18 protein-coding genes are annotated in these 17,023 nt (G+C 41.3%); 12 read left to right on the top strand and 6 right to left on the bottom strand.

What is annotated here, in order from left to right; genetic code table 11:
• Positions 1–8: 8 nt before the first annotated feature.
• The 6 genes from ERX29_RS04705 (at position 9) to ERX29_RS04680 (ending at position 5,322) form a co-directional block, all read left to right on the top strand.
• Complete coding sequence (locus ERX29_RS04705; RefSeq protein ID WP_165981074.1) at positions 9–2,078, top strand: HelD family protein; 2,070 nt, start codon at positions 9–11, stop codon at positions 2,076–2,078.
• Position 2,079: 1 nt separating this feature from the next.
• Positions 2,080–2,556, top strand: a complete 477-nt coding sequence (locus ERX29_RS04700) for a DinB family protein (protein ID WP_133443542.1) — start codon at positions 2,080–2,082, stop codon at positions 2,554–2,556.
• A gap of 51 nt (positions 2,557–2,607) precedes the next feature.
• Positions 2,608–3,225 (top strand): LysE/ArgO family amino acid transporter, encoded by a 618-nt coding sequence (locus ERX29_RS04695; protein ID WP_133443541.1) that lies wholly within the window; start codon positions 2,608–2,610, stop codon positions 3,223–3,225.
• A gap of 6 nt (positions 3,226–3,231) precedes the next feature.
• Positions 3,232–3,918: a YjjG family noncanonical pyrimidine nucleotidase gene (locus ERX29_RS04690; protein WP_133443540.1), complete on the top strand. Its 687-nt coding sequence runs from the start codon at positions 3,232–3,234 to the stop codon at positions 3,916–3,918.
• Positions 3,912–4,355, top strand: a complete 444-nt coding sequence (locus ERX29_RS04685) for a GNAT family N-acetyltransferase (protein WP_133443539.1) — start codon at positions 3,912–3,914, stop codon at positions 4,353–4,355. Before ERX29_RS04690 ends, ERX29_RS04685 begins: the two co-directional genes overlap by 7 nt.
• 61 nt (positions 4,356–4,416) lie before the next feature.
• Positions 4,417–5,322 carry a nuclease-related domain-containing protein gene (locus tag ERX29_RS04680; protein WP_133443538.1) on the top strand — a complete coding sequence of 302 codons (906 nt, stop codon included), beginning with the start codon at positions 4,417–4,419 and terminating at the stop codon, positions 5,320–5,322.
• A 94-nt stretch (positions 5,323–5,416) separates the two neighbouring features.
• Here ERX29_RS04680 and ERX29_RS04675 read toward each other — a convergent pair whose 3' ends face one another.
• Positions 5,417–5,971, bottom strand: a complete 555-nt coding sequence (locus ERX29_RS04675) for a thioredoxin family protein (protein WP_133443537.1) — start codon at positions 5,969–5,971, stop codon at positions 5,417–5,419.
• Between the two features lie 256 nt (positions 5,972–6,227).
• Between ERX29_RS04675 and ERX29_RS04670 the strand changes: the two genes are divergently transcribed.
• Positions 6,228–7,457, top strand: coding sequence for an aminopeptidase (locus ERX29_RS04670; protein WP_133443536.1), 1,230 nt, complete (start codon positions 6,228–6,230; stop codon positions 7,455–7,457).
• Between the two features lie 52 nt (positions 7,458–7,509).
• On the opposite strand, the gene ERX29_RS04665 is transcribed toward ERX29_RS04670, so the two are convergent.
• The gene (locus ERX29_RS04665) at positions 7,510–8,205 is read right to left on the bottom strand and encodes a PepSY domain-containing protein (RefSeq protein WP_133443535.1); all 696 of its coding nucleotides are present in this window, start codon (positions 8,203–8,205) and stop codon (positions 7,510–7,512) included.
• A 120-nt stretch (positions 8,206–8,325) separates the two neighbouring features.
• Positions 8,326–8,973: an HAD family hydrolase gene (locus ERX29_RS04660; protein ID WP_133443534.1), complete on the bottom strand. Its 648-nt coding sequence runs from the start codon at positions 8,971–8,973 to the stop codon at positions 8,326–8,328.
• A 216-nt stretch (positions 8,974–9,189) separates the two neighbouring features.
• On the opposite strand from ERX29_RS04660, the gene ERX29_RS04655 reads away from it, so the two are divergent.
• From ERX29_RS04655 to ERX29_RS04645, 3 genes are all read left to right on the top strand, one after another.
• Positions 9,190–9,564: a GntR family transcriptional regulator gene (locus ERX29_RS04655; RefSeq protein ID WP_133443533.1), complete on the top strand. Its 375-nt coding sequence runs from the start codon at positions 9,190–9,192 to the stop codon at positions 9,562–9,564.
• On the top strand, positions 9,557–10,657 hold the full coding sequence (locus tag ERX29_RS04650; protein WP_133443532.1) for a DUF1648 domain-containing protein: 1,101 nt from the start codon (positions 9,557–9,559) through the stop codon (positions 10,655–10,657). Before ERX29_RS04655 ends, ERX29_RS04650 begins: the two co-directional genes overlap by 8 nt.
• 76 nt (positions 10,658–10,733) lie before the next feature.
• Entirely contained in the window at positions 10,734–11,492 is a 759-nt protein-coding gene (locus ERX29_RS04645; protein WP_133443531.1) for an NUDIX hydrolase, read from the top strand.
• Between the two features lie 28 nt (positions 11,493–11,520).
• Here the strand turns inward: ERX29_RS04645 and ERX29_RS04640 are convergent, their stop codons facing one another.
• On the bottom strand, positions 11,521–12,558 hold the full coding sequence (locus ERX29_RS04640) for a C45 family autoproteolytic acyltransferase/hydrolase (RefSeq protein WP_133443530.1): 1,038 nt from the start codon (positions 12,556–12,558) through the stop codon (positions 11,521–11,523).
• Between the two features lie 131 nt (positions 12,559–12,689).
• Here ERX29_RS04640 and ERX29_RS04635 point away from each other — a divergent pair, with 131 nt between their 5' ends.
• Together ERX29_RS04635 and ERX29_RS04630 are read left to right on the top strand one after the other, a co-directional pair.
• Positions 12,690–13,496 carry a hypothetical protein gene (locus ERX29_RS04635; RefSeq protein WP_133443529.1) on the top strand — a complete coding sequence of 269 codons (807 nt, stop codon included), beginning with the start codon at positions 12,690–12,692 and terminating at the stop codon, positions 13,494–13,496.
• 86 nt (positions 13,497–13,582) lie between these two features.
• Positions 13,583–14,134 (top strand): GNAT family N-acetyltransferase, encoded by a 552-nt coding sequence (locus ERX29_RS04630; RefSeq protein WP_133443528.1) that lies wholly within the window; start codon positions 13,583–13,585, stop codon positions 14,132–14,134.
• A gap of 39 nt (positions 14,135–14,173) precedes the next feature.
• On the opposite strand, the gene ERX29_RS04625 is transcribed toward ERX29_RS04630, so the two are convergent.
• On the bottom strand, positions 14,174–15,694 hold the full coding sequence (locus ERX29_RS04625) for a M4 family metallopeptidase (RefSeq protein ID WP_133443527.1): 1,521 nt from the start codon (positions 15,692–15,694) through the stop codon (positions 14,174–14,176).
• A gap of 315 nt (positions 15,695–16,009) precedes the next feature.
• On the bottom strand, positions 16,010–17,017 hold the full coding sequence (locus ERX29_RS04620) for an NAD(P)H-dependent flavin oxidoreductase (RefSeq protein ID WP_133443526.1): 1,008 nt from the start codon (positions 17,015–17,017) through the stop codon (positions 16,010–16,012).
• Positions 17,018–17,023: the final 6 nt, after the last annotated feature.

The raw sequence follows: 17,023 nt of genomic DNA, 5'->3' as shown, positions 1-17,023 counted from the left end.
AGGATGTTATGGTTTCAAAAGATAAAGAAGCGCTTCATCTAGAAGGTGTCATCAGTCTGATTGATGTCATTTATGATGAATTAACCGGTGAACTATCAAGAACAACCGGTGAACTGATTGAAGAGCGACGTCATGCACTGGCGGAACTCGGTTCTGAAATTTCCGATGATACACAGATTGAATATTCTCAAGTACTGCCATCACTTAAAATGCAGGAAGAGATCCAGGTCAATCGTCAGGATGTTGCGGCAAGTCTCGGTAAAATGAAAAGCCGTCCGTATTTCGGAGCAGTGACTATTACGGACGATGAAGCAGGCACAGAAAAACTCTATATTGGTCTTAATAGTTTAAAAGACCCGTCAACTAATGACTTGATTATTTATGACTGGCGGACACCGGTTGCAAGTACGTATTATGCCAATCATCTTGGCAGTGTGACCTATGATGTGCCTGACGTTGGCCGCAGAACCGTTAACGTCAATGAGCGGATTCAGCTTGTTATTGAAGATGGACGTCTGCTGGATGTCTTTGATTCAGAACTTTATATCGGAGATGATGCACTTCAGCATTTGCTTGTTGATACCGCGAAAGACAGAATGAAGTCCATCGTCTCCACAATTCAGCAGGATCAGAATGCGATCATCAGACAGACATCAGCAAAAGATATGCTGGTGCTTGGACCTCCGGGCAGCGGAAAGACATCTATTGCAATGCAGCGTATTGCTTATTTACTCTATCTTCATCGACACAAAATGTCAGCAGATAATATGCTGTTTATTACACCGAATGAGATGTTCGGCGACTATATCGGTGAAGTACTGCTGGAACTTGGAGAAGCGTCTATCAACGCTACGACTTTTTACCGGCTGCATGATAAGCTCGACCGACGTAATCAGTATGAATCGTTGTTCAGACATATTGAACGGATGCGGAATGCAGACAGAGAAGAACAGCATGATTTTCTATTGAAGTCATCTCAAACACTGCTGTCAGAACTCGACCGGACAATTGCTCAATTAGCAGAGCGTAATCTGAAATTCAGAACAGTACGTATTAAAGATGAGTCATTTGTCACAATTGAGGAGCTCAAATATTTGTTCTACGACAAATTCAGGTCTTCACCGATTGATTCACGACTTAAGAAAATACAGGTAGAACTGACACCGCGTTATTCTGCAGCGCTTGATAAAGCTATTAAAGACCGGACGAAAGCACTGAAAAGAGTTCATACGTATATCGGTACAGATGCGGAACTTGAACGTCAGGCGAAGCAGGAGATGACAAAGCAGTTCAGAACGCTTAAAAGATACATTGCACAGCTGCAGTTTGTTAATATCGAGCGCATTTATCTTGATGCATTAAACGAGCTGGATATTGAGACAAGAAAGCGAACGATGGAATCTCTTAAAAATAGAACACTTAACTATGAGGACATTGCACCGCTCCTCTATCTCAATATCAAAATTAAGGGGCAGCAGAAAGAACCGAAGATTCAGCACTTAATCATTGATGAGGTGCAGGATTACAGCCCGGTTCAGCTGGCATGCATTTCAGCCGTTTTTCCGAATGCCAGAAAAACAATGCTTGGAGATAGAAAACAGATTGTCCATCCGCTGCCGGTTAATACTCTTGATCAATTGAACGCCGTTGAACTGACAAAATCCTACCGTTCCACGGTTCAGATTACAGAATTCACAAAACAACTGATAGGCAACGACACCACTGAATCACTAGGGGTTCAGGGAGAAGAAGTCTCAACAATGTCCTTTGAAACATTTAAAGAACAGCTGAAGTCAATTGATTCTGAAAGTGTCGCAATCATCAGTAGAGATGCGTCTCATGCAGAAGAGATTCATCTGGCTCTCAATCAGCCGGACGTCAAACTGTTCACACACGATCAGTTCACATTTACTAAAGGAAAGCTCATCATGCCGAACTATATGGCCAAGGGCTTTGAGTTTTCATATGTCTTTATCATCGATTATGATGGATACGATAAAGAAAAAGACAAGTTTCTGCTCTATACAATCGCTTCAAGAGCAACCCGGAAGCTGATACTTGTCGGAAAAGAGGAATGATATGCAGCAGCCACTGATTCCTATATTCAGTCAGCTGAAATTTCAAGTTGAAAGCATCAAGGAACTGATGAACTGTGTCAGCTTCTTTTCGATGGAGCAGGAAATCTATCCCGGCGGCCGGACATGTCTTGAGTTACTAACGCATATCGTGTTGATTCCGGAAGCGGATTACTGGTTGTCTCAAGGCGCATCAGCAGAGGAAATTAAGCAGTTCTACTTCTACTGGCAGAAAGAGCTGACGACTATAGAGATGCTTGAGGCACGGATTGACCTCAGTTTCAGCATACTGGAAGATGCATATAAAGAACTGGAGCAGGAAGACTTAGACCGTAAATCCAAAAGTTACTGGGGAACGATGTACAGTCAGACGGAATGGCTTTTAGTGATAATTACTCATTTAAGTCATCACCGTAGTCAGCTGTTCAGCTTTCTGAAAGTGGAAGGAGAAGATTTAAGGACGATTCGATTATTTGAATAAAATCATCGTCCATCATGTTATAATTGATTTTATTTGCTGGAGGTTATTATTGTGCTGCAAGCTATAACACACGCCTTTCTGCTTGCTATCGGGCTCATTTTACCGCTTGGTGTGCAGAATATCTTTGTATTTAATCAAGGCGCTGTTCAAAAGAAATTTTCTCGTGCATTACCTGTTGTGCTGACCGCATCAATCTGCGATACGCTGCTGATTGCTCTTGCAGTGCTGGGCGTCTCAGTCATCCTCATCGGAATACCGTCACTGCAGATAGCACTGTATATCGTTGGTATTTTATTCCTGCTTTATATGTGCTGGTCTATCTGGACGAGTTCTACGGCACGGGAAGAAGCAGAGCCTTTGTCGCCAAAGAAACAGATAATATTTGCTATGTCCGTATCGCTGCTCAATCCCCATGCGATCATGGATACTGTAGGCGTCATCGGTACAAGTTCCATCGCCTATGACGGTGCTGAAAAATGGGCCTACACATTAACTTGCCTACTAGTGTCATGGTGCTGGTTTTTCATGCTTGCCTTCCTAGGCAGAAGAATCGGAAGTATCGATGAGCAGGGACGACTGCTTAATATGATCAACAAAGTATCGGTCGTCATTATTGCTACTGTTATTATTCTACTGCTGAAACAACTGCTGCAATTATTGAACATATGAGGTGACATAGTGAAATATAAGAATATTCTATTTGATATAGATAACACGCTGCTCGACTTTGAAGCAGCAGAAGCATCTGCCCTGAATGAGCTTTTCCGTTTGCGCGGCGCTGAACTGACAGTCGAGAAAGCCGCTAAATACCACGAAATCAACAGCAGTCTCTGGAAACGTCATGAGACAGAAGGTCTGCCTGTTGATGACGTAGTGAACAGTCGTTTTAAGCTGCTGTTCGAAGCGTACGGTGAAGAAGTTGACGGGAGAGCTCTTGAACAGCAGTACCGTATGTTTTTGAACAATGGTCATGATAAAATAGCGGACGCGGAAGTAGTTCTGGAAAAATTGGACGGACGCGCGAGACTCTATGTAGTAACTAACGGTGTTAAAGAAACACAGTTGAAGCGGATGAAAGAAGCAGGACTCGACCATTACTTTAAGCAGTTTTTCATTTCTAGTGAAATCGGGCATCAAAAACCGACCGCTGAATTTTTTGAACATGCGTTTGAGAGAATTGATGCGTTTCTGCCGGGTGACACATTGATCATAGGTGACAGTCTTGGTGCGGATATTAAAGGGGGTTCTCAGGCGGGAATTGATACATGCTGGTTCAACCCGAAAGGACAGAAAAATACTTCGGATATTGTGCCGACTTTTGAAATTCGTAAACTGATGGAAGTGCTGGACATCGTATGCTGACGACAGATCGGTTGACGATTCGACCACTTGAACCAAGTCTGATAGCAGAGTTGAAGGAACATTATACGGTTCACCAGCGCTTTTTAAATCATATAGAAAAACTGTCGATTGATCCGACGTTGAAAGGCTGGGATGCCTGGATCGTTCAATTGAAGGATGGCACGTATATTGGTGACATTGGCTTTAAAGGGAAGCCGGATGCTGCACTTGAGATTGAAGTGGGTTACGGCTTTCAAGCAGATTATCGGGGTCACGGTTATGCGACGGAAAGTGTTAGGGCACTGCTTGACCATGTTTATCGTGACTATCCGAATATTGTCGTGAAAGCTGAGTGTTTGAAGGACAATTTTGCGTCACAGCGTGTGCTTATGAAGCTTGGATTTGAAGCCACCCGGGAAGACGACGAGTTAATATATTGGAAGAAATTTAACGCCTGATTAACATTCAGGCGTTTTTAAATTTACAATCATTTGTTAAGTTAAATCAAGGAGGTGTCATTTGTTACTCAAATCGTGTGAACTACCTTATCGTCTGAAGTATTATCAATCGTTATCGGGACGTGCCTCGATGAGCCGAAAGCAAATTAAGGACCAAGCTATTTATCAGGCAGGCTATCATGGAGAATGCTTATTCGCTGAAATGATAAGGAGTTATGAGCACGCAACTGTTCTATGGGATATTACCTTAAGTAACGAAAAAGGCGAATCCCAGTTTGATTTTATCGTTATTCACGATTATTCAGTCTTTCACTACGATATTAAAAATTTCAAAGGAAAGTATCAGCAGAACGGTGATATACTCGTCTCTCAAACTGGTTATAACGTCAAACGACCAGACATGCAGTTGTCGTGCGCCCATAATGTTTTAGAAGCGGCGGTAAAATCATACGACTGGCAGTACGAAGTGGAAAGTTATCTTGTGTTTATCAATGAAACTTTTTATTTCGAAGGGGTGAGAAGTCCGCATTGGCTATATAGAAGTTTACTGAAACAACACTTAGCAGCTTATGAAAACAGCCATCTGATGTTGAGTCGTAACAAACAGTTAGGCCAATTTTTAATCAATAACCATCAGCCGAATGTTCATCTGGACGTACCTATTAAAACAGCATTTTCGGAAGTCGCTGACGGATTAAAGTGTCCGTTATGTCTGAAAAAGATTACTATTACTTTTGACGGTAAGAAGTATTATTCCTGTCCTATATGTAAAAAAGTAGTTTCTGGAAAAGAGTTATTGCTATCAAATTTATGTGATCTGTACTATTTGAAAGGAGCACCATTCAGCATCAGAGAAGCTGAGAGCTGGTGTAATTCACCGAGTAGAACAACGTTAAAACGTCTGCTGAAAGCTAACTTTAAATCAACTGGGCAGAAAAAAGCAGTGAGATATTACTTGGAGAATTAAGTTTTGGTCCACAAATCAAAATGTGGACCAAAACTCAACTAAAAATGGCCCACAAACAGAAATGTGGACCAAAACTTGTCATCATTCACCCAAACTACGCATGAACTAAGCGTTCTACAATGGATTCATAGACATCCTTCCAGAATTCTGGTGTGTTTTTATAATGATCATGAATAGTGTGGTGTTTTTCCTTGCTCTTCTCTTCAAAAGTAGGGTCTTCTTTAGCAGGCAGGTCGCTGCGTAGTTCCGTAACAAAGTCCTGGACTTTCTGAGCACGCGGTCCCCATACGGCTGTCTGGTGATCATCATCATCCAGAAAGACGAATATTGGAATAGATCGAGCTGTACCATTCGTCAAATATTGATCAATTAATTCCAGATTTTCATCACGCAATACCATACGGACATCCATCCCGGTTTTTTCGGCGATTTTCAAAAGAATAGGAATATTCATCATCGCATCACCACACCAGTCTTCAGTGATGGCAATGACTTTCATGTGCTTATCTGATATGTCAGAGAGACGCTTGTCTTCAGGCAGTTCGAAGCGATCATAAATGCTCTGCATCGCCTCTTTGTTCACTTTCATCTGATTAATATATGCTTCAACTGTCAGACCATTTTCAAAATAGGTTTTTAATGTTGTCATTACGATTCCTCCTCTTTGTTCCATCTCATTATAACAATCTTAAAAAATCTCACAAATAATCTGATTTTTCATAAATTTTGCGGTAAATACGGATGTCTATCCATACAAGTTCTGTTAACCTAAAGACAGCTAATTTTTTCATACAGCAAGTCTCCTTCAGGACCAGTTGCGCACTGGTCTCTTTTTTTAGTCAAAATTCTCCTCATTTATTTCGATTTCCGATATAATAGTAGTAATACATAAATGAGGTGACATGATGAACTATGAAGAAACAGTGAAGAAGTATGCAGAGCTTGTTGTGAAAGTAGGATTAAACGTTCAGCCGGGACAGCGTGTCGTGTTAAATGCAGATATTGACGCCATTGATTTTGTCCGTGAACTGACACGTGCATCGTACAAAGCGGGCGCACGAGAGGTCGTTCAGAAGTTAACTGACGGACCGTCGGCACAGCTGAAATACGAATATGCACCGGTCGAAGTGTTTGAGACTGTCGAGCAGTACCGAATCGACGAGGTCAATAATTACGTTAAAGACCGCAGCGCAAACTTAAAAATCTATTCGCAGACACCGGAACTGCTGAAAGATGCTGATCCCGCTAAAATCGCAGCGTTTGCTAAAGCGATGGGAGAAGCCAACCGTGATTATTCACGCGCTGTCGGTCGCTTTGACTTTACATGGAGTATCGTCGCTTTTCCGAATACAGCATGGGCAGAACTTGTGTTTCCCGATCTAAAAGGGGAGGAAGCAAGGTTGAAACTACTTGACGAAATGATTAAGGCGGTTCGGGTTGACCAGGAAGACCCTGTTGAAGCATGGCGCCTGCATAATGAGAAGTTGAATGCCAAAGCTAAACTGCTGACTGAAAAAGCATATGATAAGCTGCATTATAAGTCTGATAGAACTGATGTTGAAATTGGTCTGAATAAAGGGCACGTCTGGCTTGGTGCCAGTGCTGTCAATGCAGATGGCATCACGATTCAAGTCAATATGCCGACAGAAGAAGTCTTTACGTCACCGGACTTCCGCAGAGTCAACGGTGTCATTGGTAATACGAGACCGCTCAGTTATAACAGTGCAATCATCGATGACTTTAAGCTGACGTTCAAAGATGGTGTTGTGACAGACTTTGAAGCAGGCCAGGGCTATGAAGTACTGAAGAATATGCTGAATAGCGACGAGGGTGCGCGACGCCTTGGAGAAATTGCACTCGTTCCTGATGACTCACCGATATCTAATTCTAAAGTATTATTCTACAATACATTGTACGACGAAAATGCATCATGTCACGTGGCACTTGGACGTTCATTCCCGAATGCCATCGTTAACGGCAAGGAATTCTCTAAAGAAGAACTGGTCGACAAAGGGATGAACACATCTATTATCCATGTTGATTTCATGATCGGTGGACCTGACATGTCAATCGATGGTATTAAGGAAGATGGCACGTCAGAACCAGTATTTCGCAACGGTAACTGGGTCATTTAAATCATAAGAAAAACGCCTTGGCAGTTAACAATCGCCGGGGCGTTCATCTTTTTTATTCTTTGACGTTCGCTGTTCCTTCATATGGATCGACAGCTACAGTTTTTTCAGTATTTCCATCCATCAACTCAAATTCATAGACAGGAACATTATCCTGGGATTCAAGAGACCATTCCTTAACTTTGGCATCTTTGCTTGTTTTGTCCTGAGCTTTTTTCAGAGCTTCATCAAATGACAGAATTTTATCGTAATCAATTTCCTGTTCATCTTTATCCACACTGTCTTCTTCACTCTTTAATAGTTTTTTGTCCTTCATAGAATAGGTGTATTCCATTTTCTTATTACCTTCATTCTGGCCGATCTTATACACCCATTCGCCATTCTCATTTTCAAAATCAATGTTAGTCAGTTTGCCTTTTTTATTGTCACTTTCCATCTGTCTGATGATATCATCTGGTGTTGCAGTGATGTCATTCTTTGTCAGCGGCTTACTGTCTTCATCTGCCTTGCCGGAAGCTTCATCATCCTGCACTGCGTCGTCAGCCTTATCTTCTTCGTCGGCTTCACTGTCCTTAGTCGCATTAGAGTCTTCATTCTTTTTAACATCATCTGATTTATTAGTTTCAGATGAATCTACCTCAGATTTGTTCTTATCATCAGGACTTGTTGATTTGTCATTACTGTTATCAGCATCACAGGCAGCAAGGGCCAGACCTGCACTTAACAAAAGAGCCAGTATTTTAAATTTCATCGTCGTATCCTCCTATATTTATGATTAGTAATCTATTACCTATATGAACTTCATTTAAACTTATAGAAGAACTGCAATGAAAATGAACAAAAAAAGACAAGTAGCATGAGCTGCTCGTCCTTAATGTGTTTTCAGATAATCACTTAACTCCTGTACGGACTCAACGACTTTAACCGGTTTTTCATTTTCCAGTTCCACTAATGAGCCGTAGCCATAGAGTACACCGACAGCGTCCATGTGATTTTTACGTGCACCGATTAAATCGTGCTTTCTGTCACCGATCATCAGACAGTCACCTGCGTTCAGATGATAGCTGTCCAGCACATGTTTGATGACTTCATCTTTATGGACTCTAGTGCCATCAAGTTCGCTGCCGGCAATCGCATCAAAGTACTGACCAAGATTAAAATGATCGATAATTGTTTCGGCAAAGGTAACAGGCTTACTCGTTGCAACAAATAACTGTCTGCCTTGTTCCTGTAAGTTCTTTAACAGGTCTTCTATTCCTTCATAAACTTTATTCTCATATAATCCTTTATCAGCGAAATATTCACGGTAGTAATCAATGGCCAGATGATTACGGTCTCCAGTCAGATGATAAGAAGATTCATAACTTTCACTGAGCGGCGGACCGATGAAATGAGTGAGTTCATCATTATCAGGAGCGTCTATATTGAGTTTGTTCAGTGAGAAAATAATAGAGTTGGTAATGCCGAGTTTCGGATCTGTCAATGTACCGTCAAGGTCAAACAGTATATGTTTGTACATCTGTATCGCTATCCCCTTTTCTGTGTAAATCTATTAGTTTCATATTTATTATAATGATACATAAAAGTGATGACAATAAGCGAAGATATAAGATGGTTTCTAAGTGACACTTTACACTTTTGGTTGTCTTTGTTATAATAAACATAGAACAGATATATTGAATTATTTTTTTGGCTTTATTATTGTTATACAACTTATAGAACAGGTGGTGAATCAATGTACATTGAAATTGATGATTCAAGTCAGATTCCGATTTATCTACAGCTTGCGAATCAAATCATCAAAGGGATTGCCCATCAGGAACTACTGCCCTATGAAGCATTGCCTTCCGGACGCACGCTTGCCGGAGATCTTGGAATTAACATGCATACTGTGAACAAGGCCTATCATTATCTGGAGGACCGGCGTTTCATTCAAGTGCAGCCGAAGTCAGGTGCTATCATTCACCCGGATGCGGTGAGAACCGCAACGCCGAAAGAACTGGAAACGCTCAAAGAAAGACTGGCACCGATTATTGATGAAGCAAGATGTCTGCAATTATCCACAGACACCATCTATCAATTAATTAAGGAGAGTGAAAGTAATGATTGAAGCAATGACAATGACCTTGATTATACTGGTCACTGGATTAATCTTTTTGTTTGCAGGTCGCTTTACGAAAAGAAATATATTGTTTTCTGTCTATGTACCTGATCACTATCAGAACAATCAGGAAATTGGTGATGTGAGACGACGGTTCAGAAACCGTGTAGTCACTGCGACTGTCGTTTCTGCTGTAATTCAATTCGTCGCTGTACTGATCGCCAATCAGTATGTGGTGATTGTATTCGTTCTGCTGATTAATCTGCTCATACTTGCCGAGGTACTGTTTTACAAGCAGGCAAACGAGCAGCTGAAACAGTTGAAAGAGCAAGGACAGTGGATGGAAGGATTGAAAGTACTGAGAGCCACTGATACGTCGGCACGCGATGATTTATCGCTGCTTCCATGGCAGCTGTATGCTATTCCGTTTGCTTTACTTACACTCAGCGTCTTCTATGTAGCACTGAATTATGCGGCAATACCGGATAGAATCGCTGTTCACTGGAATATCAATAACGAGCCCGACCGCTGGGAGAATAAGAGTTTTCTTACGGTCTTTTACCCGGCACTCGTCGGCTATGGAATCATGTTTCTTATGGCAGCTACCAATTCAGGCATCAATCATTTTCCTATGATGCTGAATCCAGCAGCTAAAGAAGCATCACAGAATTATGAAAACAGCACGAGAAAAAATAACAGCTATTTAATGTTCATCCTTACTGTCGTCATGGCATTGATGTTTGGTTTTATTCTTGTACAGCCATTGATTTTTCCGCCAGGTTATATGCCGCCTTATGTCATGCCGCTGATTATCGGGGGAATGATCATACCTATCATCGTCAGTATCATCTATCAGCTGCGAGCAGACAAGAAGTACCGCGAAGCAGCCGCTCTGACTGATAGAGCACCGTATCATAATGACAGCAATTATAAGTGGGGCATGTTCTATTATAATAAAGAAGATCCTAATGTGTGGGTACCAAAAGTATCTCAATGGGGTATGACAATGAACTTTGCCAGACCAGAAGCAGTGATGATTTCTATACTGTTTTTAATCCTAACTTTACTGCCTGTCATCATTTTATTAGTTCTCAGCATATAATTAATTAGTTTATGCATGCAAATATTGCCAATCTTTTCTATAATGAACGTAAGACCATAAGATTGGGCGTGGGGATATGTATGAAGTGAAGACAGAAATCAAAATAATTCCAGATGGATTTGAGTCAGTAAATCGCTTTTTTCATGAACATGTATTCCGCAGTTACATTGAACTAGGAGCTAAGCTTCGAGGAAGATGGGTCGACGAAGACTGTACATTAATTACTGAAATATGGGCATTTCACGATAAAAGTCATTATCAGCAGTTCTTTGATATGAGAAAAAAAACATCTCACTATAAGAGCAGCGTTGCAGAGAAGCTCGCTAATGATAAGTGGATCATCTCCAAAAAAGAAATTCATATGGAGCCGACGGGTGATTACTTTCAGCCGCTTCATCGGGTATCGGCCAGTGTTTTCGCACAGAATAATAAAGGGGAAACGTTGCTCGTGAGAAGTCTGCATAGAAGTGACACGTTGGAACTGCCAGGCGGTGCCGTGGACCAAGATGAAAGTCTTAAAGACTGTGCCATTAGAAAAACTAAAGAAGAAACAGGGATAGATGTAGAAATATTAGGCCTTGTTTACGTCTCACATAATATATCAAATGGGGTCATAGCGTTTGTTTTCCACGGACAGATTATCGGCGGCGAACTGGCTGATTGTGAAGACGAAACAAAGGATGTCGGATTTTATGATACATCTGAAGAGATTATAGATCGTCATATTAAAAGACCATATTATAAGGAACGTATTTTAGAATCTCAGAAACTTAACTATATGCCGCTTGATATTATCACCAGCAGACCCTATACACTTGTTGAACGTATACAGTAAAGGACTCATTTCTCAATGAGTCCTTTTGTTATTCACTTGCAAACTTTAGATGTGTATCAAGCTGACCTTTGATTTCTGTCAATGGCAGTGGTGCTCCTTCCAGCCAGCTGTTAAAATCAAGTTCTACCGGTTCCATGTCACCACCGAGCGCAATGTGCATCTTCAATTTATTCGGAAAGTAGCAGCTCGTGTGAATCGTACCGCTCCAGCTGGAATATTTATCGCTGAAAATACCGGCTGTTGTATCGTTCATGACCTTAAACGCCTGAACTGCCGTTAATCCATCGTTGACCTGTGCAGTCATAGCCGTCATTCGTTCCTGGGAATCCGTCAGTACTTTGCGGTTTTCGTGAGTCAGCACTTCAAAATGATTCGTGCAGTAATGATGTTCTCTGACATTGATTTCTCGTGGGGTCACTTCAACAATCTGTGTAATCCCTCGTTTGTCGAGCAGAACATAGGAGAAGCTTGACCGGTGAGGAATGGCTTTCAGCAGTTTTACGGCTTCCTCTACATCCCTACATGTCTCAAGAATCAATCGACCGATCATCGAACAGACAAAGCCGTCACCAGGATTTTTGCGGTGCATGAAGTTGTATCCCATTGTCAGCCCCTTCTCATTCATGCCATCCATGCGGCCGGTTACACGTGACACCGGCGCCATTGTCGCATACCCGCCGTCGTCAGGCTGAAAGAATGTCAGCCGGCCGTCATATGTTGCTGGATGATAATCATAGTTTCTGACAAGAAAATCATCCGCTGTAAATATGGAGCAGCCGGAGTCCTTTGCATATACTCTGTAACCGCCAAAGTTCTGAAGTACTTGAGTCATACTCATCTCCAGTGAATCCTGTAATCCAGTCAGTTCATCCCAAATCTTTGGTGCAAATTCATTGAACATCTGCTTTGTTTCTTCTATATCCACATCAAACCTCGGACGGCGGATACGCCATTCGCGTTCACGATTCTTCAGCATCAAAGTCCCTTTCATCCATTCACCTTGCGCATAACCGAAATCATAATGATTGCCTCGAAACTCTGTAACCACACTTTTAACTTGCTGCATTCAATCACGCCTTTAATCAATTTTAACCAGTCTATCATATTTAAGCACAAGATCAGCGGCATAAATCCTCAACCCGTTTGTTTTGACTTCATCCCTTATTTTTATTAGGGTAGACGGTGAGGAGTGATAGTATGAGAACGTTGAAGCAGGAGAAGGATCTATTCTTCATTAATCGTTCAACGTATGAGTTACTAACGGATGAATTAAAGACAACGGTCGTCTGCCCGAAGGATGAATTCAGAGGGCATGCTATCTACAAAAGTTTTCATGTCAGCAACTGCCATAGAACATGGCGGATTTCAGACTATGACTATGTCATTGCTGCACAGCCGGGCTGGTACGAGAGTCTGCCGGCGGATAAGCAGCAGCTGGTTTTTAACGAACAGAAGCGTACGGGGTCATGTATGCTGATTGGAAATATACTGATTACACAGAACTACTGGATGTCATTAACAGAAGCACAGCAGCAGTATTTAATCAGCCTTTATGATGAAACGATTGAAGAAGTTGATATTACTAGTCTGCCAGAACGTTTTACACGGCTGCACGGACAGTTCCCTGATGAGCACGGCGGCAATTGTTTTGCGGCGGCATTGTACGGCGTGACTAATGAAGTGACTATTCTTGGTGAATGGATTCATGACCAGATGTTCACGGATATGCTGGCTCGTAATCATTATGTTCAAACTGAACAGCCATCACAAGACAGCGTACTTGTCTTTGTGCGTGACGGTGTTGTAGTCCATGCAAGCTACGTGATTGATGATGAATATTGCTTCAATAAATCAGGGCAGATGTTTTATAATCCATGGCATATTGCCCGTATCGATAAAGTGAAAGAGGAGTGGAAAGACTGCAATTTATTATTTTACAGTTCTACTGAGCGGAAGTTTGTTGACAGTAACAAAGCAGCCGAAAAACAACTCGCATATGTTTAATCCTATCTTATATGATAGGATTTTTTATTGACCTTTTCTGTTATTTTGACTAATGTAAAGAAAACAGCTAAGAGAAGGTGACAGAAATGCGCTTAATTAAACATGATCTGAGTTATATCGATGCTATTATGAAAGGGACCAGTCAGCCGGAGATTCATCAGGTTCTCGGCATGAAGCCGGACATGATTGATAGAGAAGGGACAACACAGTTTGTCCTCAGCATGATCGACGATAACGATCGCACTCAGTATTCAAGGTACATACTGGATGATGACGATCAGTTTATCGGTATCATCACTTTAAAGGAAATCGACCGTGAAGATCGTATTGCGTCGATCGGTACATGGATTTATCCTGAACGCTGGGGAGAAGGTTATAATCGCCGGGCGAAGGATGAAATACTGAAGATCGGCTTTACACAGCTTGGACTGGAAGCAGTGATTCTTGGTGTTAAGCTTACAAATAAGCGCTCGATGAAGGCACAGGAAAAGCTTCCTTACGTGACACTTGATGTGACAGCGGAATATCCAAAACGCGCTTTTGTCAAAAGTCAGAGACTTAACGAACCGTTTCAGCTGAACATCATTTATAAAGAGGACTTTCTCAATTATCTTAAAGTCAGCACCCACCATTCATAGTAAAAGAGAAATCCCGGATCAAAATGATCCGGGATTTTCTTAGTAGACGCCTACTTGATTCCACGCATTAGACACTGTTGACGCATCTGTTGAACCATAGAGGTCAGTTGCTGATCTGACTAATGCAGCTTTTGCATCTGCAAACGTTGCATTCGGTGTTAAGTAGTAAGCGAGTGCTCTGTAGTAGATTTTCTCCGATTTAGCTTTGCCAAGTTTAGTTACTGTATTATAGAAGGCTTTATTCGGAATACCGCTGTTTGTATGCACGCCGCCCCAGTCACCTGCACTTGTATTAGGTAGGTTCTTGTAGTTGTTCATATGAGCCGGCTGTCCATATGTTTCAGGATTGGACATGCTGCGCAGCGCATCGCCGCTTCTATTTGGTGTATAGACGTCTTCACCCATCAGGAAGTCAGGGTCTACGAAGTAACCGAAGACGTCAGAGAAAGATTCATTTAATGCACCAGGCTGATTTTCGTACACAAGACCGGCTGTTTTTTCAGTGACTGCATGAGTCAGCTCATGAGCGATGACATCATTGGCACCTGACAACGGAGAGAATGTCACGCCGTCACCATCACCGTAGACCATGGATTCACCATTCCAGAACGCATTGTTGTAGTTTCTACTGTAATGAACGATAGAGTAGATAGGTGCCCCTTGATTATCATACGAATCACGGTTATGGACGTTTTTGTAGTAATCATAAACTTGGTCTGCATAGTAGTGTGCATCGACTGCTGCACGTTGTGCTGTTGACGTGAAGCTCGTGTCAGTATCGTAGACGATAGAATATCTTGAAGTTGAATTTTTAGCGTCATAAGTTTCAATAGTTCCTGTATGAGTGACATCAGATAAATAGTAATTACCGTTTTCCTGATACAGGTTCAATGTTTTAGTATCACCTTTTGTACCTACTCCACTACCAGTCGCAGCGCCTGCTTCTGTTAAAGCATTCTGTTTCTTAACGACTTCTCCTGTTTCAGCATCAATCTGTACTTTCCAGTTAGCAGCTTCAGGCGTCAGATAGATCAATTGCACGTCATACACTAATTTATTAACGTCTGCATTGACTACTAAATCAGCTTTCTTCACAACTTTACGGTCCTGGTTCTTAACTTCATCTTTATCAACACCAGCAGCTGCATAAGCTCTGTCTACAGCTTCTTCAGCTGAAATTTTTTGAGTATTGGTAGGTGCTAGTTTTTTCTGATTCAGGTCTCCATTGACAAAAGTGACTTGCCCTTCTGGATTGACGTGGACTTTGACTTCAGTGTATAGTCCTGCTTTACCGTTGGCTTTTGGCTTCAAAGTGTAGTGAGTGAATCCTAAGTCATCTGTATCAACAGACACAACGTCGTATTGCTTGTAATTTTTTTTGACTTCTTTTGAACCTGGTAAATTTTTAAGTGTGTTCTTTGCATCTTGTTTGCCTTGTACTTTCTCAAGTTTCAGAAGTGATTTAGATCCTTCAGATTTTGCAAAAGAATCATTTGCTGGAACAAGTGACGCCAGTAATGCAGTTGATAGTACAGCAGGGATGATGAGTTTTTTCGACATGTGAGACACTCCTTAAATAGTTTGGTTTTTTAAAAGCTAAGTCTTATTATAAATATTCTGAATAATTAGACATCTGTATATAACGCAAAGTTTTTAAGGAGGTATGTTAACAATTATCTTAAATTATGATTATATTAATAAATAATATGATTAATGTCATTAATTTTTCGTCGATATAATAGTATTTTAAACAAAAATTAATTTTACAAAATGTTAAAAATTAATAAAGTATAACTTTCTAAAAGCTAATTAAAATAAAAAAAGAACTGAAATAATTATTTCAGCTCCTGAAATTCTACTAATTAATAAAGAGAATCATCTGTCAGTCGTTAATTCATTAAGCAGTGTATGCAGAGAAACAGTCTGAGCAGTTCTTATGTTCTGTCCTGCCCAGTTACTCATAAATTCTGCGTTGTTCTGTGCTTTGGCTGCAGCTCTAATGTCTGCTGTTAATTGATTCATGATAGGATAAGGAGGGATAGAGTGATATGTCATTAACTGCATCATTTTGTTTTCAATACCTCGAGCTTGTTTCCCTGTAAAAGCAGCTGTAAGCACAGCAGATGTTTCAGCTGCCTGATTGATGGATTCTTTATGAAGCGGATGAGCATTACTTTCATAAGTATTGAGAAAACGAGTGCCTATCTGTACATAATCAGCGCCTAGTGCTGCAGCTGCCTTAATGCCGCGCCGGTCAGAAATCCCACCGGCCGCGATAACGGGGATGTTCACGGCATCAACGACTTGAGGAATGAGACTCATTAAACCAATAGGAGGTTTTTTAAGAAATCCTCCTTGATGACCACCTGCTTCATAACCTTGGGCAATGACGAAATCCATACAATGGTCTTCTATCATGAGGGCTTCTGCAACATTAGTCGCTGTTCCTATCACTTTAATGCCGGCATCTTTTAGTAGAGCAACAAGATGCTTATCCGGGCAGCCGAAAGTAAAACTGACAACGGGCACATGCAGCTGAATACACAGTTCAACATATTCTTCGACAGATGGTTCTTCTATGAGAGCAACATCAGTCACTTGTGGGATATTTAATATTTTTCTGATTTCGTTGAGTGCCGCGTTAACAGTCTTCATATCATAGGATAAGTCAGAAATACGAGGATGCGCAAAAATATTAACTGCATAAGGATGACTCGTCAGCACCTGAACTTCCTTGATCTGCTGAGTCAGCGTTTCAATAGAAAGGCCGCCTGCAGCTATAGAGCCGAGGCAGCCATTATTTGATACTGACGCTGCGAATGAAGGAGTGATGATGCCGCCTGCCATCGGTGCCTGTATAATTGGAAAAGTAATATTGAGCAAAGGAAT

Source organism: Macrococcus lamae, from assembly GCF_004359545.1.
GTDB classification, from domain to species: domain Bacteria; phylum Bacillota; class Bacilli; order Staphylococcales; family Staphylococcaceae; genus Macrococcus; species Macrococcus lamae.
Note: the sequence above shows the minus strand (reverse complement) of the source record. Positions and strands in the feature narration are given on the sequence as shown.